Annotated in this window: 19 protein-coding genes; 10 read left to right on the top strand and 9 right to left on the bottom strand. The window is 60.8% G+C overall.

Features of this window, described 5'->3' with window-relative positions; genetic code table 11:
* Positions 1–131: 131 nt before the first annotated feature.
* The 4 genes from ACMXYI_RS20065 to pedF are packed head-to-tail and all read right to left on the bottom strand — an operon-like array spanning position 132 to position 3,188.
* A complete protein-coding gene (locus ACMXYI_RS20065) occupies positions 132–1,070 on the bottom strand; it encodes a quinoprotein relay system zinc metallohydrolase 1 (protein WP_415768734.1) in 939 nt (312 codons plus the stop codon).
* Between the two features lie 16 nt (positions 1,071–1,086).
* On the bottom strand, positions 1,087–1,848 hold the full coding sequence (locus ACMXYI_RS20060) for a quinoprotein dehydrogenase-associated SoxYZ-like carrier (RefSeq protein WP_415768733.1): 762 nt from the start codon (positions 1,846–1,848) through the stop codon (positions 1,087–1,089).
* Entirely contained in the window at positions 1,848–2,723 is an 876-nt protein-coding gene (locus tag ACMXYI_RS20055) for a substrate-binding periplasmic protein (RefSeq protein WP_415768732.1), read from the bottom strand. The genes ACMXYI_RS20060 and ACMXYI_RS20055 overlap by 1 nt, the downstream gene beginning before the upstream one ends.
* Before the next feature lie 3 nt (positions 2,724–2,726).
* Positions 2,727–3,188, bottom strand: coding sequence for a cytochrome c-550 PedF (gene pedF / locus ACMXYI_RS20050; protein ID WP_415768731.1), 462 nt, complete (start codon positions 3,186–3,188; stop codon positions 2,727–2,729).
* Positions 3,189–3,440: 252 nt separating this feature from the next.
* Between pedF and ACMXYI_RS20045 the strand changes: the two genes are divergently transcribed.
* The 6 genes from ACMXYI_RS20045 (at position 3,441) to ACMXYI_RS20020 (ending at position 8,662) form a co-directional block, all read left to right on the top strand.
* Positions 3,441–4,625, top strand: a complete 1,185-nt coding sequence (locus tag ACMXYI_RS20045; protein WP_415768730.1) for an ABC transporter substrate-binding protein — start codon at positions 3,441–3,443, stop codon at positions 4,623–4,625.
* A 40-nt stretch (positions 4,626–4,665) separates the two neighbouring features.
* Entirely contained in the window at positions 4,666–5,625 is a 960-nt protein-coding gene (locus ACMXYI_RS20040; protein WP_415768729.1) for a YVTN family beta-propeller repeat protein, read from the top strand.
* Positions 5,622–6,353 (top strand): ABC transporter ATP-binding protein, encoded by a 732-nt coding sequence (locus ACMXYI_RS20035; protein WP_415768728.1) that lies wholly within the window; start codon positions 5,622–5,624, stop codon positions 6,351–6,353. The genes ACMXYI_RS20040 and ACMXYI_RS20035 overlap by 4 nt, the downstream gene beginning before the upstream one ends.
* The gene (locus tag ACMXYI_RS20030) at positions 6,350–7,141 is read left to right on the top strand and encodes an ABC transporter permease (protein ID WP_415768727.1); all 792 of its coding nucleotides are present in this window, start codon (positions 6,350–6,352) and stop codon (positions 7,139–7,141) included. Before ACMXYI_RS20035 ends, ACMXYI_RS20030 begins: the two co-directional genes overlap by 4 nt.
* Before the next feature lie 244 nt (positions 7,142–7,385).
* Positions 7,386–7,943 carry a PQQ-dependent catabolism-associated CXXCW motif protein gene (locus ACMXYI_RS20025; protein ID WP_415768726.1) on the top strand — a complete coding sequence of 186 codons (558 nt, stop codon included), beginning with the start codon at positions 7,386–7,388 and terminating at the stop codon, positions 7,941–7,943.
* A gap of 56 nt (positions 7,944–7,999) precedes the next feature.
* Positions 8,000–8,662 carry a response regulator transcription factor gene (locus ACMXYI_RS20020; protein WP_008149733.1) on the top strand — a complete coding sequence of 221 codons (663 nt, stop codon included), beginning with the start codon at positions 8,000–8,002 and terminating at the stop codon, positions 8,660–8,662.
* A 223-nt stretch (positions 8,663–8,885) separates the two neighbouring features.
* Here ACMXYI_RS20020 and nahK read toward each other — a convergent pair whose 3' ends face one another.
* The 4 genes from nahK to ACMXYI_RS20000 all read right to left on the bottom strand — a co-directional run bounded on the left by nahK (position 8,886) and on the right by ACMXYI_RS20000 (position 14,974).
* Positions 8,886–11,483, bottom strand: coding sequence for a hybrid sensor histidine kinase/response regulator NahK/ErcS' (gene nahK, locus ACMXYI_RS20015; RefSeq protein ID WP_415773935.1), 2,598 nt, complete (start codon positions 11,481–11,483; stop codon positions 8,886–8,888).
* On the bottom strand, positions 11,452–12,618 hold the full coding sequence (gene nosP, locus ACMXYI_RS20010; RefSeq protein WP_415768725.1) for a nitric oxide-sensing protein NosP: 1,167 nt from the start codon (positions 12,616–12,618) through the stop codon (positions 11,452–11,454). Before nosP ends, nahK begins: the two co-directional genes overlap by 32 nt.
* Positions 12,619–12,773: 155 nt before the next feature.
* Positions 12,774–13,958, bottom strand: coding sequence for a porin (locus ACMXYI_RS20005; protein ID WP_415768724.1), 1,185 nt, complete (start codon positions 13,956–13,958; stop codon positions 12,774–12,776).
* 209 nt (positions 13,959–14,167) lie between these two features.
* The gene (locus ACMXYI_RS20000; RefSeq protein WP_415768723.1) at positions 14,168–14,974 is read right to left on the bottom strand and encodes a sulfite exporter TauE/SafE family protein; all 807 of its coding nucleotides are present in this window, start codon (positions 14,972–14,974) and stop codon (positions 14,168–14,170) included.
* 160 nt (positions 14,975–15,134) lie between these two features.
* Here ACMXYI_RS20000 and ACMXYI_RS19995 point away from each other — a divergent pair, with 160 nt between their 5' ends.
* Entirely contained in the window at positions 15,135–15,998 is an 864-nt protein-coding gene (locus ACMXYI_RS19995) for an MBL fold metallo-hydrolase (RefSeq protein ID WP_415768722.1), read from the top strand.
* 140 nt (positions 15,999–16,138) lie between these two features.
* Here ACMXYI_RS19995 and bkdR read toward each other — a convergent pair whose 3' ends face one another.
* Positions 16,139–16,627, bottom strand: coding sequence for a Bkd operon transcriptional regulator BkdR (gene bkdR / locus ACMXYI_RS19990; protein ID WP_033054503.1), 489 nt, complete (start codon positions 16,625–16,627; stop codon positions 16,139–16,141).
* 185 nt (positions 16,628–16,812) lie between these two features.
* On the opposite strand from bkdR, the gene ACMXYI_RS19985 reads away from it, so the two are divergent.
* Genes ACMXYI_RS19985 through ACMXYI_RS19975 form a run of 3 tightly spaced genes read left to right on the top strand, consistent with a single transcriptional unit; the run spans position 16,813 to position 20,380 of the window.
* Positions 16,813–18,048: a 3-methyl-2-oxobutanoate dehydrogenase (2-methylpropanoyl-transferring) subunit alpha gene (locus ACMXYI_RS19985; RefSeq protein ID WP_415768721.1), complete on the top strand. Its 1,236-nt coding sequence runs from the start codon at positions 16,813–16,815 to the stop codon at positions 18,046–18,048.
* Position 18,049: 1 nt separating this feature from the next.
* On the top strand, positions 18,050–19,108 hold the full coding sequence (locus tag ACMXYI_RS19980; RefSeq protein ID WP_007948485.1) for an alpha-ketoacid dehydrogenase subunit beta: 1,059 nt from the start codon (positions 18,050–18,052) through the stop codon (positions 19,106–19,108).
* Positions 19,109–20,380 (top strand): dihydrolipoamide acetyltransferase family protein, encoded by a 1,272-nt coding sequence (locus ACMXYI_RS19975; RefSeq protein ID WP_415768720.1) that lies wholly within the window; start codon positions 19,109–19,111, stop codon positions 20,378–20,380.
* The last annotated feature ends 6 nt before the right edge of the window (positions 20,381–20,386 follow it).

The following is a 20,386-nucleotide window of genomic DNA, read 5'->3' as shown; positions in this document are numbered from 1 at the left end:
TTCGGCTGCGTAGCAGTCGTAAAATCAGCGCTCGCGGTGCATCTGGAAAATCGTGCAAACCGGATTTACGACTGCTACGCAGCCGAACGCAGGCTTCGCCAGCTGCTACAAGGGGTTGTGTCGCCGCTAGATCATTTGTTCGCGGCGGAATCCACTCGCGTCATCTGCCCGCGTTCGTATCGCGGATACAGATGGCTGACGCTGCGGATCAGTTCGTAACGACTCAGGCTGATCCCGGCAAACCGTTCGGGAATGGGGCTGTGGATCATCTCGGCCATGTCGCTGCCGTTGGCGGCGCCATCGCGCATGAGCTGATCGAGCCAGCTGAGGTAGTCACGCATTTGCTCGAACGGCTGTCGATCGCTGGCCACCGGCCCATGGCCAGGGACGATCAGCGTCCACGGCAAGCCTTGAAGCGTGGCGATGTCCGCCAGCCACACCGCCAGACCCGGACTGTTGGGCGTGGTCAGCGCCCGTTGGTAAAACACCAGGTCCCCGGCAAACAGCACGCCGGTTTTCTGGTCGAGAATAGCCAGATCCGCGCCCGTGTGCCCACCCAGGCCCAGCAGACGCAGATCGTGATTCCCAAAACTTTGCACGCCGGGCGCCAGCGTCCGGGTCGGCAACACCACTTCGGTGCCGCGCATCCAGTCGCCCACCAGGCGATACATGTTCTCGGCCATCGCATCGCCCTGCTGATGCAATAGCTCGGTGGTGCCGGCCAACGCACCAATCGGCACGTCAGTGAAGGCCTGGTTGCCGAGCACATGATCAGGATGATGATGGGTCAGCAGCACCTCGATCACCGGTTTGTCGGTGATCGAGGCAATCGCCTTGCGCATCGCTTCGCCGTAGCGTTTCGACGGTCCGGTGTCGATCACCACCACACCCTGCTCGGTGACGATGAACGCGGTGTTGACTATGTTGCCGCCGTTGGCCTTGGCGAAATTATCGGTGCTGCCTTCCAGCAGCCAGGTGTCTTCGGCGATCTGCCGGGGCTTGAGTGAGTAGTCGAGTTCGGCCAGGGCCGGCAGGCTCAAACCGATGAACAACAGCAGCATCCAGCGCATCGCGCGCTCCTTTGGGTCAGGGTATGGCCGCATCGAATTGATTGCCGCTGTTGTCGCGCAGCATCAGGCGCGTCTGCCCTGCCCCTTCGATATCGAAGGCCAGGTTGGGGTTTTCGCTGACAGCGGGAAACAGCTCCAAACGTGCCAGCAACTGATCGTTCTGATCCCGCAGTTCGGCATGGTTGATGAAGAATTCCGGGATGCCGCTGACCATGCCGTTGTCCATCGGGTGCGCCACCTGCAAGCGCACACGGCTGAATTCGCCACGGGGATAACGACCGCCCAGCACCTCGCCGATGTGGTCCTCCCAGCCCGGCTGAGTGCGTACCACACTCGGCGCCGTGCAACCGCCGCCCGCCGCATCTATCAAGGTCGAGCCGACATGCCAGATCCCATCGCGGGTCAGTACCGCCGCGCGCAACGGCGTGGCCTGTTCGATACGGATGCGGATCGACAGCCACGGCAGCACCCGGTCCAGCGGCTGAAAATCGACAATTTTCGGCAAGGGGTTGAGTTCGGCCCAGGCGAGGATTTTCACCACCTCGCCCTTGAACGCTCGCGCGTCGATTTCCAACGGCACTTGCCGGGCGTCTTCGGCGAACGGCGGCGCCAGCAGCTTGACCCGCTCGTCGAACACGAACGGCGCATCGCCGAGCATTTGCTTGTGATAGAAGGCCCACATCACCGAGGGCACCGGGTCTTTGCCCGGGTCGATGTCCACCGCGTGCGCGGCGATGGGTAGCCAACAGGCCAACAGACAACCCGCTCGCCAGTTCACTATTGATACATCTCGGGCACGTCATAGCGCAGGCCGTAATGGCCATAAATGGTTTTGACAGCGCCTTCGCGGATCAAGGCTTCCAGCGCCTCTTCCACGGCATAGGCCAGTTGACGGTTGCTTTCGTGCACCGCCATGCCGATCTCCCAAAGCTGCTTGCCCATGTTCGGGTAGGCGTTTTCCGCCAGCGCCACTTGCGGATCATTGGCTTCATGAACCTGCCAGTCGATCTCGCCGCGCATGGCCATGACCGCATCGACTTCACCGGCCTTCATGGCCGCGAAAGCCTGGGGCACGCCGGGATAGTGGTGGGTTTTGCCGGCAAGCATGCCGTTGAACACCGAGGTCAGGTAGAACGACGGCACGCTGTCGACTTCGACGCCGATCGGGTGGTGCTCGAACACGGCGACGCTGCCGACCTTGTCCAGCCGGCGGCGGTCATAGGCGACCTGCCATTGTTCGTTCTGGTACGGCCCGAACATCACCACATGGCCGTTTTCCAGCTCACCCAGTTCATTGCGCTTCTGCGCGTAGTCGCGATCGTACGGCACACGCATCATCAGGTCGGCCAGTTGCAGATCGTGCAACTGACTGGCACGCCAGATGTAATCGCGCAGGTCGTCATCGAGCTTCTCGCCGGCCGGCGCCCAAATCAACGTCAGGCGCACGCCGAGCGCCTTGGCCAACGCTTCGGCGAGTTCGACATCAACGCCACGGGCCTGGCCGGTGTCTTCAAAACTGTAGGGGGCGAAGTCCTTGTAGACCGCCACTTTCAGCTCTCTGGCAGCGATCATTTCGTCATAGGTACGGACCTGCGCCTGCACTGCCTGGCAGCACAGCAACACAGCGCTGATCAACACAGCGAACAGGCGCATGGATTACTCCTCGACGTGTACGGTGTCCAGGTAAGTGCGTACCGCCCACAAAGCTTCCTGGCTCAGGTAGTCGGCCATTTTCGGCATGTAGACCCGGCCGTCACGTACGGCGCCGTGGCGCACGCGTTCGACGAACCATTCATCTCCGGCATCAGCGACATCGAGCATGCGCAAATCGGGGGCGATGCCGCCAGACTTGGCTTCCAGGCCATGACAGGCCGCGCAGTTCTGGTTGTACGCCGAGGAGCCAATTTCTACGGCTTTATCGTGTTGCGGTGAATTGCGGTAAGGGTTCACCGATGCCCAACCATCGGCATCGACCGGCACGCCGGCGTCCTTGATCGGGGTCAGGCCCGGCGTTTCGACAGCCTGGGGGACCACGTTGCCGTGGGCCCAGACCGAACCTGCGCTGATAAAACCGGCCAGCAGCCCGGCAACGAGTAAGGCGTTGCGTTTTGTTGTCATTGTTATGCCCTCTTGATTGCACGCAAAACCTCTTGGCAGAGGCTATGGCACCCATCTTAGGAAGGGCTTCGCGCAAGCCCCATGCTGCTTTGGTGGCCGCCGTCTAGTTCCTTGGTAGTAGGGCTTGTGGCGCGCACCCGGGTACGCTTCCGGCGCCTTTACTACCTTGGTACTGGCTCACTGGTACTTTCTGCATATTTCCTTCTGCCTCACAGCGTTCCTATGCTGGCGCTACCTGTAATGGAGTGCCTTATGCGCCAGCTTGCCCCTTACGCCCTGATCTACCTGTTGGCGATTGCCTGCGCCGCCGGGTTGGCGACCCAGAGCCAAGCCGCGGACGCACCGTTGCAGGTGCAGATCGGCTACCTGGGCTATCGCCCCGACCCGGGCCCGTTGCTGTCGAACGTCATTCCCGAGCCGGTCGATGCCGGGCTGCGTGGCGCCGAACTGGCGATCACTGACAGCAACAGCACCGGGCGTTTCCTCAACCAGAGCTATAACCTGGTCAGCGCCAACGTCGACAATCCGGATGCCTTGGTCGAAGCGGCCAAGGCTCAGCATGAACAAGGTCTGCGCTTGTTTGTCGTCAACGCACCGGCCGCCAGCCTGCGCCAACTCAGCGCCGTGCTGCCCGACAGCTTGTTGTTCAACGCCGGCAGCCCCGACGACAGCCTGCGCACCACCGACTGCCTGCCGAACGTGCTGCACAGCCTGCCGAGCCGGGCGATGCTCGCCGATGCGCTGGCGCAATTTCTGGTGGTGCGCAAATGGCAACGGGCGCTGCTGATCGTCGGCCCGACCCCGGACGATCAAGCCTATGCCGCCGCCCTGCGCCGCGCCGCCAAACGCTTCGGTCTGAAACTGGTCGCGGAAAAAGCCTGGAGTTTCGACAACGATCAGCGTCGCAGCGCCCAGGCCGACATGCCGCTGTTCACCCAGACCGCCGAGTACGACGTGGTGCTGGTAGCGGATGAACGCGGTGATTTCGGCGAATACGTGCCCTACCAGACCTGGTACCCACGGCCGGTCGCCGGCACTCAGGGGCTGACCCCGGTGGGCTGGCACAAAACCGTGGAAACCTACGGCGCCGCCCAGTTGCAGAAACGCTTCGAAGCCCTGACCGGGCGCTGGATGAATGACCGGGATTTTGCGGCCTGGATCGCCGTGCGCAGCATTGCCAGTGCCGTGAGCAAATTGCGTCAGGTCGATCCGATGGCGATCCGTGCGCTTGAAATCAGCGATCAATTGCCGCTGGACGGTTTCAAGGGTCGCAAGCTCAGTTATCGACCGTGGAACGGTCAGTTGCGCCAACCCATTCCCATCGTGCAGCCCCGGGCGTTGGTCAGTACCTCGCCGCAAGACGGTTTCCTGCACCCGTTCAACGAAATGGACAGCCTGGGCTACGACAAACCCGAAGTGACCTGCCACTTTCCCTAATCCAACTTTCCACAAGAACTACAACAAAAAGGAATCCGCCATGCGCCGCACCCTGCTCTCTTGCGCCCTGCTGCTCGCCGCCGGGCATGCCGCGGCCAGCACCGCCTGGGTCTCCAACGAAAAGGACAACAGCCTCAGCCTGATCGATCTGCAGACCCAGCAAGTCACCGACACCCTGCCCGTCGGCGAGCGCCCGCGCGGTTTGTTGCTATCCCACGACAACAAGCTGCTGTACATCTGCGCCAGCGACTCGGACCGGGTCCAGGTGATGGACGTCGCCACGCGCAAGATCATCAAGGAACTGCCCTCGGGCAAGGACCCTGAGCAGTTCGCCCTGCACCCGAATAATCGCTGGTTGTACGTTTCCAACGAAGACGATGCGCTGGTGACGGTGATCGACACAGAAACCTCCAAAGTGCTGAGCCAGATCAGCGTCGGCGTCGAACCCGAAGGCATGGCTGTCAGCCCCGACGGCAAGTGGGCGGTGAACACCAGCGAAACCACCAACATGCTGCACTGGATCGACACCAGTACCCAGACCCTGGCCGACAGCACACTGGTGGATCAACGGCCGCGCTTCGTCGAGTTCACGCCGGATGGTTCGAAGCTCTGGGCCTCGGCGGAAATCGGCGGCACGGTGACCATTCTCGACGTCGCCACCCGCAAGACCCTCAAGACCTTGACCTTCCAGATCAAGGGCGTGCACCCGGATAAGGTTCAACCGGTGGGCATCAAGCTCAGCGCTGACGGCAAGTACGGTTTCGTCGCCCTCGGCCCGGCCAATCACGTGGCGGTGATCGATGCCAAGACTTTCGAGATTCTTGATTATCTGTTGGTCGGGCGACGGGTCTGGCAGATGTCGTTTACCCCGGATCAAAAGCAATTGCTGGCCACCAATGGCGTCAGCGGCGATGTGTCGGTGATCGATGTCGACAACCTCAAGGTCACCCAATCGATCAAGGTCGGGCGCTATCCGTGGGGCGTGGTGGTGACCCCATGAACGCACTCGAAGTCAGCGAGCTGAGTTTCGCTTATGGTGCGAAAGAGGCGTTGCGCCAGGTGAGTTTCAGCCTGGCATCCGGCCGTTTCGCTGCATTGCTGGGGCCAAACGGCGCCGGCAAATCGACGCTGATTGCCTTGCTCACTCGGCTCTACGATGTGCAGCGCGGTGACATCCGCGTCGGTGGTTGTTCACTGCGCAACGCGGCGCGTCCGGCGCTCAAGCAGTTGGGCGTGGTGTTTCAGCAAAGCACGCTGGACCTGGACCTCAGCGTCGAGCAGAACCTGCGTTATCACGCCGCGCTGCATGGGATGTCCCGACGTCAGACCGGCATCCGCGTCGACGCCGAATTGGCACGTCAGGCCTTGACCGAACGCCGTCGCGAGCGGGTCCGCGAACTCAATGGCGGCCACCGTCGCCGGGTTGAAATCGCCCGCGCCTTGCTGCATGAACCGCGCCTGCTGTTGCTCGACGAGGCCAGCGTCGGCCTCGACCCGGCCAGTCGGCTGGCGCTCAATCAACACATTCGCAGTTTGTGCCGCGAGCAAGGCATCAGCGTGCTTTGGACCACTCACTTACTCGATGAAGTACAGCCGAGCGACAACTTGTTAATCCTGCATCAGGGCCGGCTGGTCGCTAGCGGACAAGCCGACGTCCTGAGCCTGGAGCACGGTGGTGACCTGGGTTCGGCCTTCACTCGACTGACGACTTCAGGAGCCGCCCAATGAATGCCTACTGGCAATGTTTCAGCGGCATCGTGCTGCGTGAATGGCTGCGCTTTGTGTTGCAGCGCACGCGGTTTCTCAGCGCGCTGGTGCGGCCGCTGCTGTGGCTGCTGGTGTTCGCCGCCGGTTTTCGCGCTGCACTGGGGATTGCGATCATCGAGCCGTACGACACCTACATTCCGTATGAGGTTTACATCATCCCCGGGCTAGCTTGCATGATCCTGCTGTTCAACGGCATGCAAGGTTCGCTGTCGATGGTCTACGACCGGGAAATGGGCAGCATGCGCGTGCTGCTGACCAGCCCCCTGCCCCGGACTTTCCTGCTGTGCAGCAAACTGTTGGCCACCTCGCTGATCTCGCTGTTGCAGGTCTATGCCTTTCTGGCGATTGCCTGGGTGTACGGCGTGCAGCCACCGGCCATGGGGCTGTTGATCGCCTTGCCGGCGTTGCTGTTGGTGGCGTTGATGCTCAGCGCGCTGGGTTTGTTGCTGTCGAACGCGATCCGTCAGCTGGAGAACTTTGCCGGGGTGATGAATTTCGTGATCTTCCCGCTGTTTTTCCTGTCGTCGGCGCTGTATCCGCTGTGGAAAATGCGCGAGTCCAGCGAGTGGCTGTACTGGTTGTGCGCGTTGAACCCGTTCACCCATGCGGTGGAACTGGTGCGGTTTGCCTTGTATGAACGCTTCAATCCGTTGGCGCTGGCAGTTTGTCTAGGGTTGACGCTAATGTTCGCGCTGCTGGCGGTACTCACCTTCAACCCGCAACACGCCGCCCTGCGCAAATCCATCTAACTCCCCTGTTACCCTGATCGTTCCCACGCTCCGCGTGGGAATGCAGCCCGGGACGCTCCGCGTCCCCTCCAGAGCCGAACGCGGAGCGTCCGTGGAGGCATTCCCACGCAGAGCGTGGGAACGATCAATCAGCGATCAACGGTTGAAAATTACTACTTTAGTACTGGTTTTCCTGTCTATCGTCGCATTCCAATCGCACCGAGACTGGCATGTAATAGGTTCATAACTATAAGGATTGAACCCCATGCCGCGTGCCCGACGTCGTCTGCTGCGCCCTTCTCTCGCTGCGCTATCGCTGAGCCTGTTGCTGGGCGTCGCGCAGGCCGAAACACCGCTGTTTTCCGCCGACGGCTATCGCATCGGTCTGTACCGCAGCCCGACCCCGAGTCAAGTCCAGGGCGCCGGCATCATCGATACCGCCGCCCTGCAAACCCTACTGACCCAGACACCGCGTCCGGTGCTGATCGACGTCTACCGCCGCCAATGGCTGCAAGGACGTTTCATCGAGGACCAGCCCCACGAAAACCTCCCCGGCAGCCATTGGCTGGCCAATACCGGCGACGGTGACCTGACGCCCGACTGGCAGGACTATTTTGCGCGTAAGCTGAACACATTGACCGCAGGTGATCTCGCGCAACCGCTGGTCTTCTACTGCCGCTCCGATTGCTGGCTGAGCTGGAACGCCGTGAAGCGCGCCGCCGCCATGGGCTATAAGACTCTGTATTGGTATCGCGACGGCCTGGACGCCTGGCAGGCAGCCAACCTGCCCGTATCACCCGCCCAGCCGGAACCCTTTCCCTGACCGTTACGCGTGCGTGTTGTTGCCACACCCTAATCAAAATAATGAGGTGAAAGGCTATGTACAAAATTCTGATTGCCGACGATCACCCGCTGTTTCGCGAAGCCATTCATAACGTCATCAGCGACGGTTTCCCCGGCAGCGAAGTGATGGAAACCGCCGACCTGGACAGCGCCCTGGTGCTGACGCAGGAACATGACGACCTGGACCTGATCCTGCTCGACCTGAACATGCCCGGCATGCACGGCCTCAATGGCCTGATCAACCTGCGCAACGAGGCGCCGACCATTCCGGTGGTGATCGTCTCGGCCGAACAGGACAAACAAGTCGTGCTGCAAGCCATCACTTACGGCGCGGTGGGTTTCATCACCAAATCCTCGCCACGGGTGCAGATGACCGAGGCCATCCAGCAGATCCTCAACGGCAATGTCTACTTGCCGCCGGACATCATCCGCACACAAAAATGCGGTACAAGGCGCATGAACGATGCCCCGAGCTTTCCACCTGAACTGCTCCAGGCCTTGACCCGCAAGCAGTTGCTGGTGCTCGAACGCATGACCAAGGGCGAGTCGAACAAACAGATCGCCTACACCCTGGAAATCGCCGAAACCACAGTCAAGGCCCACGTCTCGGCGATCCTGCGCAAACTCAATGTGCACAATCGGGTGCAGGCCATTTTGAGTGCCGGGGATATTGATTTCGGGTCTTATTTACGGCGCTGAAACACGTTTACTGTGCTGAGTGGCATGCCCTAATGCCGATCAGTTAAGGGGATTTTACGGCGACACACTCCCTGTAGCAGCTGGCGAAGCCTGCGTTCGGCTGCGGAGCAGCCGTGAATTCAGACAATGCGGTGCTTCAGGAAGAACGCGCCTTCAGGGTTTACGACTGCTGCGCAGCCGAACGCAGGCTTCGCCAGCTGCTACAGGTTCAGTCCGATTCAAGTTATCGGGATAGGCCTAGGAGATGACTCATCGCTGTCTTGAGCTTCATCGGCCGCACCGGTTTGTGCATCAGGGTGTGGCCCAGTTCGCGGATTTGCTGCTTGAGTTCGTTGCTGTAGTTGGCGGTGATCATCATCGCCGGAATCGCCGAGCCGCGTCGGGCGTTGATACGGGCCACGGCATCGACGCCGTTCTGATCGTCGTCCAGGTGATAGTCGGCAATCAGCAAATCGGCTTCTTCGTGATAGTTGTCCACTTGCCGCGCCAGATCCTCCTCGGACAGCGCCGTGACCACCAGACACCCCCACCCTTCGAGCAACGTGCGCATCCCGGCGCAAATAGCCGCGTCGTTATCCAGCACCCACACCCGCGCCCCACGCAGACGTTCAAGCATCGGCTCACTCACCTGCTGGCTTGGCAGCGCCTTGGGTGCGGTGGCGCTGAGCGGCACTTCGACCGAGAACATCGAGCCCTTGCCCGGCCACGAACGCACATGAATGCGGTGACCAAGAATCCCGGCAATCTTTTCCACGATCGCGAGACCCAGACCTAACCCGCGATCCTGATCTGGTCGCTGTACATCACCGCGTTTGAATTCCTGAAAAATCTCCTCGAGGCGGTTTTCGGCGATACCCATGCCGCTGTCCCAGACCTCGATCGACAGGCGCTGGTGATGACGCCGGCAACCGAGCACCACACGACCGCTGTAGGTGTAGCGAATGGCGTTGCTCAACAGATTTCGAAGAATCCGCGCCAGCAACTGAATGTCGCTGCGCACCAGCGCGGAACAGGGAATGAAATGCAGCTCCAGGCCTTCGCTGCGAGCCACCTGGGTGTACTCGGCCGCAAGGTTCTCCAGCAGTTCACTCAGGGCAAACGGCGCAATGTCGGCCTTGATCACCCCGGCATCCAGCTTGGAAATGTCCACCAGCGTACCCAGCAGGTTCTCCACATCCTCGAGGGAATTGCTGACATTACGCACCAAAATCGCATTGGCCACCGGCTCCCGCCGTTCGAGTAACGCGCTGGTAAACAGCCGCGCGGCATTGAGTGGTTGCAGCAGGTCATGACTGACGGCGGCGAGAAACTTGGTCTTCGACAGGTTGGCCTGTTCGGCTTCGAGTTTGGCTTCACGCAGGCGAGATTCCGCTCGCCGACGCTCGTCGATTTCACGCAGCAATTGGTCGTTGAGCGTGGTCAGTTCCGCCGTCCGTTCGCGCACCCGCAACTCAAGATTCTGATAGGCCTGGTGCAGCGCCTCGGCGGTGCGGCGGCGTTCGGTGATGTCGCGGATCAACACGAAAATCCCCACCACTTCCCCGGTGGCCAAGCGATTGGGTACGTAGGAGCGCAGCATGTAGCGCTCCTGATTGTTGATGTTGGTTTCGGCGAACTCGAACGTCACGCTCTCACCGGCCAAGGCCCGGGCCACGTAGGCTTCCAGGCGCTGGTAATGCTGCTCACTGTGGACTTCGCGCAGGCTCTGCCCAAGCATCACGCCCCGAGGCCAGCAGTACCATTCTTCATACACCTTGTTGGTGAACTCGTAGACCAGGTCAGCATTCAGGTAGGCAATCAGCGCCGGCACATGGTCAGTGATCAGGCGAATCCAGCGCTCGCTTTCGCTCAGCGCTTCGGCGTGTTGGTAGCGTTCGGTGATGTCGGTGAAGGTGTTGACGAAACCACCGGTGGGCAACGGATGGGTGCGGATTTCCAGCACCCGGCCATCGTAGAGGCGCTGCTCGCATTCCTGCACCGGCCGCCCGTTTGCATCGCGACTGGCCGGCGTCAGCAGGTTCAACTCGCTGTCGCCGATCACTTCGGCAAACAGACGATGAGCCGCCACCGGCGCCAGGCCGCTCAGTTCGAGGAAACGCCGGTTCCACAACTCCAGAATGCCCTCGGCATTGACCATGGCCACGCCTTGGGACAGGTTGTCGACCGCCCGTTGCAACAAATGGGATTTCTGCGCCACCGCCTGCTCGCGGCGCACGGTTTCGCTGAGTTTGACGTCGGTAATGTCGGTGAACAGGATCACCCGCCCGCCTTCCTGAGTCGGCCTTTCGCTGACTTGCAACCAGCGGCCGTTCTGCAGGCGATAGAACAGATTTTCGTCGGCATGCCCGCGCGGCTCTTCAGTGAACAGCCCGGTGGCGGACATCAGCCGCTTGACCTCGGCCAGGCGCATACCGGCGTTGATTCGCACCCGGCTGTTGCCCCAGAAAGCCTTGAAGCGGCTGTTGAACAACACGATCCGCTGGTCTGCATCGAACAGCACAAAGGCGTCGGAAATGCTCTCGATGGCATCGATCAAGTGTTGATGCGCAGTTTCTGCGCGCAGGCGTGCTTCGCTGAGCAAATGATTGCCCGATTTGAGTTCAGCCATGGCCTGGTTCAACGCGTCGGTTCGCTCACGCACCTGCTCGGCCAGCACCACCGAATGCTGGAACGCCGCGTAGGGGTCATTGCCGCGGGTGATGCCGGACTCGATCCGCTCGATCAGCGCGCCATTGATGCGCTGCAGTTTGTGGTTGTCGCGCTGCAGGCTGGCGATCTGTGCCTGAAGCTCAACGGTGTCCAGGGGACCGGCCTCGGGCAATGGCAACCCCGGTGAAGGTCTGGTTGATGTGCATGCCATTGAACTGTTCTCCGTAGGTGTTGAAACCCATCACCCGTTGGTCACGCAAAAACGTTCCGATCTGCTCCAGACTGCCGCCGTCTTCCAGTTCCAGACGCCTGAGAAAGCAGTCGCAGCCGATGGTCAGCAACAGATCGCCGAGGCGCTCCTGCAACCCATCGAACAGCGTTTGCAGATTCGGCAGCATCGGGCCTGGCGTCATGACCGTGAGGACGATGCCGTTTTCCACCGCGCAGTAGAAACTCAGGCTCAGGTCCGGGTGAACCTGCTGGATCGCCCGCACGTAATACTGATCGTTGATCCGCACGGCCAAAGGGTGCGCGGCGAAGATCCGATGATCGAGCTCCGCCACCGGCACGCCGATGTGCCGGGCGTATTCCTCGGCGGCAGGTTCGGCGTTGAGCTCAAAGACCCGACGCGAAGCGCTGTCGGCGCCGGTGACCACCAGTTTTTCCGCCCTCGGCAAGATGTGATGAGTGGTGAACACCTCGAAATCCAGCCAGGTATTGACCAACACCACCACCGCTGCGCCGCTGTGGAACTCGCCATTAAAATAGACGTGGGTGTGGGTCAGGTAATTGTCGTCGCCGGCCGAACCGCCGAAATGCGGAATGTCGCCCAACGCCGCACTCAGGGCTGCGAGGACCATTTCTTCACGACTGGACAACCCATCGAGCAGGGTCAACGCAAAGCTGTTGCCCTTGATCGGCGCCAAGGTGTTGCTGCGACAGCCACCGACCAGTCGCTCGACCATTTGCTGGGCGTCGATCAGGCTGAAACGCTCCATCTCGGAGATCAGTTCGGCGTCGATGGAGAAATGCCGATGGTCGAAGCCCACCGCCGTCACGCAGTTGCGACCGTAGCCCAAGGGCGTGATTTCCCCGGCGCTGGTGCAACCCACCAGGCGAATGCCGCCGAAGCTTTGTTGCAAGGCCTGGCCCAGCGCCTGCAAGTCGTACTCGGCGGAACAGAAGAACAGCACGAAGCCCAAGTGCGGGTGCAACAGTTGTCGCGCCAGCTCCTGGGCCACCTGTTGGGCATCGGTGGCCTGGGACATTGCACTGACCACACCTTCATCACTCTGGACCTGCTGCATCGTCGCCTCCCGCAGGTGCGCATATATGAAGCCCGAGTGTACGAAGCCTGCGAGCTGCAACGTATGCTACTTGGGTAGCGGGTAGCCGCTTCGATGGGATGAGAGTGGTGGCGAATCTCGCCGCGATGCGCGCAGCCAGACTCGCCACCCAAGAGTTACCAGGTCAGTACCGCCCCCACCGCAAAGGTGTCGGTGTCTTCGTTCTGGTCGCTGGTGTCGTGGCCGTTGATTGCGAACTGGTTGTACTCGGCCACCAGCTTGAGGTTGTCGTTGACGTCATGAAACAGCGCCACACCGCGCGTCTCGTAGTCCGCGCCGCTGCCGACCACGCCGTTGCCCTCGTCGTTGGTCTTGCCGTAAGACAAGGCCAGGCGGTTCTTGCCGAGTTTGTAGGAGCCCTGCAGCAGGTAACCGTCACTGTCGACGTTGCGCAGGGTCGGTTCACCGGCATTGTTGGTGAAGAACGGGTTGATACCCTTGGCCTGGAAGCCGGAGCCGGTAAGAGACAGCCCACCCATCTTCGCCTGCACGCCATAACCGACGCCTTTGGAGGTGACGGACTGCACAGTGGAATCGGTATTGTCCGAAGTCTGGTAGCTGCCGTTGACCCAGCTGTAGATCTTCGCCCCGGCCACGTCGAACTGATAGGTGATCTCGCTCTCGGTGCGCGGATTCTCCTGATACGCCTTGCCCAATGGACTGCTGTCGTTGGTGTCCACCGGGTCCATGATCCCCACCGCCACCCGCAAGCCCTCCATCACTGGCGTGCGATAGGTAATCTGGGACGTAGGGAACGGGTACGGATAACCCGTGCCGATGTTGCCGAACGACACCCCGCCACCGTCCACCAGGCCCAGGGAATCGCTGACCTGGCCGTAACCGGCGAGCATTTCATCCAGCAGGATGTTGGAACGGGCGAACAGGCCGAAGTCCTTGCCGATCAGCACTTCGCCCCACTCAGGGTTGGCCACCGTGCCGTAGAACTGCCGCACGTCGATGGCGGTGTCGGTGCCGTTGGTTTCGCTGTCGTTGATGGTCACCCAGAAGGAGGACCGGGCGCCGAGCTTGAGGTCATCGACCTGCTTGCTCATGTTGAAGCCCAGGTAGTTGGGCAGAAAACCCATTTTGACCCGCGCCTGTTTCCGGTCGAACTGGTCGCCGGCACGGTCCACATCGCTGTTCACATAGAAGGCGTTGATGTAGCCGTCGGTGGAAAACGTGGTCTGGTCCTTGTCGTACAGCACGATCTCGGCTTCGGCCATCGAGCTCAAACCGAGGGTCGACAGGCTGGCGATGAAGGCAGGCAAGAAACGATGCTTGATGTTCTTATTGTTGTGCATGACGCGCTCCGCAGCGGGGGACTGGATGTCGGAGGCGATTATCGAAAGCTGACCGGCGGCGTCATACGCTGCCTTGGAGGCGGATTTAGAGTGCTTTGGAGTGGCAAGTGATGCGCGACAAGTTCGGTGTAAGACCGTCCGTCGACGAGGCCCGAAACTTAAGGTGTACGCCTGTGGAACGGACTGGCGTCCACAGGAACCGGTACTTGCTAGACGCCCGCTCTAAACAGCATGTAAGCGGCGACCACGACACAGATGCTGGCGAACCCGATCTGCAATCCCCGGGCCGGTACTCGCGCGCAAAGTCTTCGGCCAATGATCATGCCGACGATGCTCGCAACGATAAACGCCACGCCCAAACCGTCGATTCGCACCCCGGCCTGAAACGCGCCGATCACGCCAATGGCGGAAATCAGGCTGATGACCATCAAGGAAGTGGCGACGATTCCGCGCATCTGCACATCGGTCAGCTGCTTGAACGCCGGGACGATCAGGAAGCCGCCGCCCACCCCGAGCAGCCCGGAGACCACACCGGTCACTGCGCCCAGTGACGCAAGAGTCGCGGTGCACTTGGCGGTCCAGGAAAAGCGCCCGGTCTGCTGATCGAGCATGCAGTTCTTCTGGCCCCAGTTGGCGTGGCCGTGGTCGTTTGGTCCCTCTTCCTGGCGCTCACGGCGCAGCATCCGCCAGGCCACCATGACCATCAGCAGGCTGAACAGGATCATCAGGATTTTTTCCGGTAACTGATGGGCGAAGTAGATGCCGACCGGCGAAAAAACCGCCCCCAGCAGAGCGATCAGCAACGCTGCGCGGTAGCGCACCAGGCCATGGCGCAACCCGTCAATGGCGCCGACAGCCGCCGCACTGCCCACCGCGAACAGTGCGACCGGCGCAGCCTGGGTCATGGTCAAACCCAGCCCCAATACCAGCGCCGGCACCGCAAGAATCCCGCCACCGGCTCCGGTCAAACCGAGTACCAACCCCATCACCACGCCAAAGAAACTTGCCAGCAACATAAAACTCTCGTGATCTGCAAAAAAAGCCGGGAGCGCCCGGTATCGATGACTGACAGGATAGAGCGCGCACAGCTTTTTTCATTAATTGAATTGATGCGGGCTGGTCAGCGCAGGGAAAATGAAACTACCCTCAAGGCTTGTCCAGAAAGAAACGGCCACCATGCCCGCCTTGATTGAAGCGTTTTTAGACCCTGCCTCGTCGACCTTCAGCTACGTGATCTACGAGCACGATGGCGGGCACTGCGCCATCGTCGACCCGGTGCTCGACTACGACCCCGCCGCCGGACGAACCGCCACCGTCCAGGCCGACAAGATCATCGCCTTCGTTCGCCAACATCAGTTGCAGGTGCAATGGCTGCTGGAAACCCACGCCCATGCCGATCACCTGTCCGCCGCGCCTTATCTGCGTCGGGAATTGGGCGGCAAGATTGCTATCGGCGAATCCATCAGCAAGGTTCAGGGCGTATTCAAGACCCTGTTCAACCTTGAGCCGGAATTTCGCAGTGACGGTTCGCAGTTCGACCATCTGTTCGCGCCGGACGAATCGTTCCGCATCGGCAACCTCAAGGCCACGGCGCTGCATGTGCCCGGCCACACGCCAGCGGACATGGCCTATCTGATCGACAGCGATGTGATTCTGGTGGGCGATACGCTGTTCATGCCGGACGTGGGCACAGCGCGCTGCGACTTTCCCGGTGGCAATGCAAACCAGATGTTCGCCTCGATCCACAAACTGCTGGCCTTCCCTGCCGGCGTGAAACTTTATGTCTGCCACGATTACCCGCCCGCAGACCGCGAACCTCAGTGCATGAGCACGGTGGGCGAGCAGCGCAAAAGCAACATTCACATTCATGACGGTATCGACGAAGCCGCGTTCGTCGCCATGCGCACCCAGCGCGATGCGGGGCTGGGCATGCCGACGCTTTTGCTGCCGGCGATTCAGGTGAATGTGCGAGCGGGGAATTTGCCGCCGGCCGAGGGCAATGGCGTGACCTATCTGAAAATCCCGATCAACAGACTCTGAGTTTCCCCTCGTAGCAGCTGTCGAGCACCGCGAGGCTGCGTCCGCGGTCTGTCAGAAAGAACGCGTTTACAGGTTCTACGACTGCTACGCAGCCGAACGCTGCCTCGCGGTGCTCGACAGCTGCTACAGAGGCTTTGTGTTTAGTTGTTGAGGGTCAAGCCGTTAGCCGGCAATGGCAGCGCGGTTTTATAGCGCACCTGCTTGAGCGCAAAGCTCGAGCGGATATTTGCGACGCCGGGCACCTTGGTCAAAAAGTCCATCATGAAGCGCTCCAGCGACTGAATGGTCGGCACCAGTACGCGGATGAGGTAATCCGGGTCGCCGGCCATCAAATAGCACTCCATCACTTCCGGGCGATCCGAGATCGCTTCTTCGAAATGCTGTAACGCCTCCTCCACCTGTTTTTCCAGGCTGACGTGAATGAACACGTTCACATGCAGCCCCAGCAGCTCGGCATCCAGCAGGGTCACCTGCTCTCGAATCAGGCCCAATTCTTCCATCGCCTTGACCCGGTTGAAGCACGGCGTCGGCGACAGGTTGACCGAGCGTGCGAGGTCGGCGTTGGTGATGCGCGCGTTCTCCTGAAGGCTGTTCAAAATGCCGATATCGGTACGGTCCAGTTTGCGCATGAGACAAAACCACCTGTTTTTTATGTTTATGCAGATTTTTTATCCTCAAATGATCGCCAACGCAACGAAACAGAGAGAAATATTCTTCTTGGCCCGGCCTATGATTGTTGTAGGACAAGATTTCTTTCATCGAAGAATGACGGTCAGCTCACTACAAGAAATTCACAAGATCGAGCGTAGAAGCCATGAACCAAGCGTACGAACCGCTGCAACTGCACGTTCCCGAACCATCGGGCCGTCCTGGCTGCAAAACCGACTTCTCCTACCTGCGTCTGACCGACGCCGGCACGGTGCGCAAACCCCCAATCGACGTTGAACCGGCCGACACCGCTGATCTGGCCAAGGGCCTGATTCGCGTGCTCGATGACGAGGGCAATGCCCTCGGTCCATGGGCTGAAGGCGTACCGGCCGAGATCCTGCGTAAAGGCATGCGCGCCATGCTCAAGACGCGGATCTATGACAACCGCATGGTGGTCGCCCAGCGCCAGAAAAAAATGTCGTTCTACATGCAGAGCCTTGGCGAAGAAGCCATCGGCAGCGGCCAGGCCCTGGCACTGAACGTCGATGACATGTGCTTCCCGACGTACCGCCAGCAAAGCATTCTGATGGCGCGAGACGTGCCGCTGGTGGACCTGATCTGCCAACTGCTGTCCAACGAGCGCGATCCGCTCAAGGGCCGTCAGCTGCCGATCATGTATTCGGTCAAGGACTATGGCTTCTTCACCATTTCCGGCAACCTCGCCACCCAATTCGTACAAGGCGTGGGCTGGGGCATGGCCTCGGCGATCAAGGGCGACACCAAAATCGCCTCGGCCTGGATCGGCGACGGCGCTACCGCTGAATCCGACTTCCACACCGCCCTCACCTTCGCCCACGTTTACCGTGCGCCAGTGATCCTCAACGTGGTCAACAACCAGTGGGCGATCTCCACGTTCCAGGCGATTGCCGGTGGTGAAGCCACTACGTTTGCCGGTCGTGGCGTCGGTTGCGGCATTGCCTCCCTTCGGGTCGATGGCAACGATTTCGTCGCGGTCTACGCTGCCTCTGCCTGGGCCGCCGAACGTGCGCGCCGCAACCTCGGTCCGACCATGATCGAATGGGTCACCTACCGCGCCGGTCCGCACTCGACTTCTGATGATCCGTCCAAATACCGTCCTGCCGACGACTGGAGCTACTTCCCGTTGGGCGACCCGATTGCGCGCCTGAAGCAGCACCTGGTGAAAATCGGTCAGTGGTCCGAAGAGGAACACGTCGCCGTCAGCGCCGAACTGGAAGCCGAAGTCATCGCCGCGCAAAAAGAAGCCGAACAGTACGGGACCCTCGCCGGCGGCCAGATTCCGAGCGCCGCGACCATGTTCGAAGACGTCTACAAAGAGATGCCGGAGCACTTGAAGCGCCAGCGTCAAGAGTTGGGGATCTGACATGAACGATCACAACAACAAAATCGAGTTGGAAACCGCCATGACCACGACCACCATGACCATGATCCAGGCCCTGCGCTCGGCCATGGATGTGATGCTTGAGCGTGACGACAACGTCGTGGTGTTCGGCCAGGACGTCGGCTACTTCGGCGGCGTGTTCCGTTGCACCGAAGGCCTGCAGACCAAATACGGCACTTCCCGGGTATTCGATGCGCCGATCTCCGAAAGCGGCATCGTCGGCGTCGCCGTCGGCATGGGCGCCTACGGTCTGCGGCCAGTGGCCGAGATTCAGTTCGCCGATTATGTTTACCCGGCGTCGGACCAGATCATTTCCGAAGCCGCCCGCCTGCGTTATCGCTCGGCCGGCGAGTTCACCGCACCGATGACCCTGCGCATGCCTTGCGGCGGCGGCATCTACGGCGGCCAGACTCACAGCCAGAGCATCGAGGCGATGTTCACCCAAGTCTGCGGCTTGCGCACGGTCATGCCGTCCAACCCTTACGACGCCAAAGGCTTGTTGATCGCCTCCATCGAAAACGATGACCCGGTGATCTTCCTCGAGCCAAAACGCCTGTACAACGGCCCGTTCGACGGTCACCACGACCGTCCGGTAACGCCGTGGTCGAAACACCCGGCCGCCCAAGTGCCGGACGGTTATTACACCGTGCCGCTGGACGTTGCCGCTATCGCGCGTCCGGGCAAGGACGTGACCATTCTGACCTACGGCACCACCGTTTACGTGTCGCAAGTGGCGGCTGAAGAAACCGGCATCGACGCTGAAGTCATCGACCTGCGCAGCCTGTGGCCGCTGGACCTGGACACCATCGTCAAGTCGGTGAAGAAAACCGGTCGTTGCGTGATCGTTCACGAAGCGACCCGCACCTGCGGTTTCGGCGCCGAACTGGTCGCCCTGGTGCAAGAGCACTGCTTCCACTACCTGGAAGCGCCTATCGAACGCGTCACCGGTTGGGACACTCCCTACCCGCACGCACAAGAGTGGGCGTATTTCCCTGGTCCGTCCCGAGTGGGCGCGGCTTTGCATCGGGTTATGGAGGTCTGAATGGGCACGCACGTTATTAAAATGCCGGACATTGGTGAAGGCATTGCAGAAGTTGAATTGTCGGTTTGGCACGTCAAAGTCGGCGACATGGTCGTCGAAGATCAGGTACTCGCCGATGTCATGACTGACAAGGCGATGGTCGATATCCCTTCGCCGGTGAACGGCAAGGTGATTGCGCTGGGCGGTGTGCCTGGCGAAGTCATGGCGGTTGGCAGCATCCTGATCAGCATTGAAGTCGAAGGCGCGGGCAACGTTAAAGAGTCGGCTCAGCCTGCACCTGTTAAAGAAGCGCCCGTTGCGGCGCCGAAAGTTGCAGCCGTAGTTGAAAGCAAACCGGTCGCCGCTGCAGCGCCGCGAGCTGCCGTATGCCAAGGTCCGATGGTTGCTCGCGAAGCTGATGAGCGTCCGCTGGCCTCACCGGCTGTACGCAAACATGCGCTGGACCTCGGTATCCAGTTGCGTCTGGTACGTGGCACCGGCCCTGCCGGTCGGGTGCTGCACGAAGACCTCGACGCCTATCTGGCCCAGGGTCAGCAGCCGCAATCCACCGCTGCCGCCGCTTACGCCCAGCGTAACGACGAAGAGCAAATCCCGGTCATCGGCATGCGCCGCAAGATTGCCCAGCGCATGCAGGACGCCACTCAGCGCGCCGCTCACTTCAGCTACGTCGAAGAAATCGACGTCACCGCCGTGGAAGAACTGCGCGCTCATCTGAACGAAAAACACGGCGCGACCCGCGGCAAGCTGACCTTGCTACCGTTCCTGGTCCGCGCATTGGTCGTCGCCCTGCGCGACTTCCCGCAGATCAACGCCCGTTACGACGACGAAGCCCAGGTCATCACCCGCCTCGGCGCGGTGCATGTCGGCGTCGCCACGCAAGCCGACATCGGTTTGATGGTGCCAGTGGTCCGTCACGCCGAAACCCGCAGCTTGTGGGACAGCGCCGCTGAGATCTCCCGTCTGGCCACCGCCGCGCGCACTGGCAAGGCCAGCCGCGATGAATTGTCCGGTTCGACCATCACCCTGACCAGCCTCGGCGCCTTGGGCGGTATCGTCAGCACCCCGGTGCTGAACCTGCCGGAAGTAGCGATCGTGGGCGTCAACAAAATCGTCGAACGCCCGATGGTCGTCAAAGGCCAGATCGTGATTCGCAAGATGATGAACCTCTCCAGCTCCTTCGATCACCGCGTGGTCGACGGCATGGACGCGGCGCAATTCATCCAGGCCGTTCGTGGCCTGCTCGAACAACCCGCCACCCTGTTCGTGGACTGATTTTAG

This window comes from Pseudomonas lyxosi (genome assembly GCF_047758685.1).
GTDB lineage: Bacteria > Pseudomonadota > Gammaproteobacteria > Pseudomonadales > Pseudomonadaceae > Aquipseudomonas > Aquipseudomonas lyxosi.
Note: the sequence above shows the minus strand (reverse complement) of the source record. Positions and strands in the feature narration are given on the sequence as shown.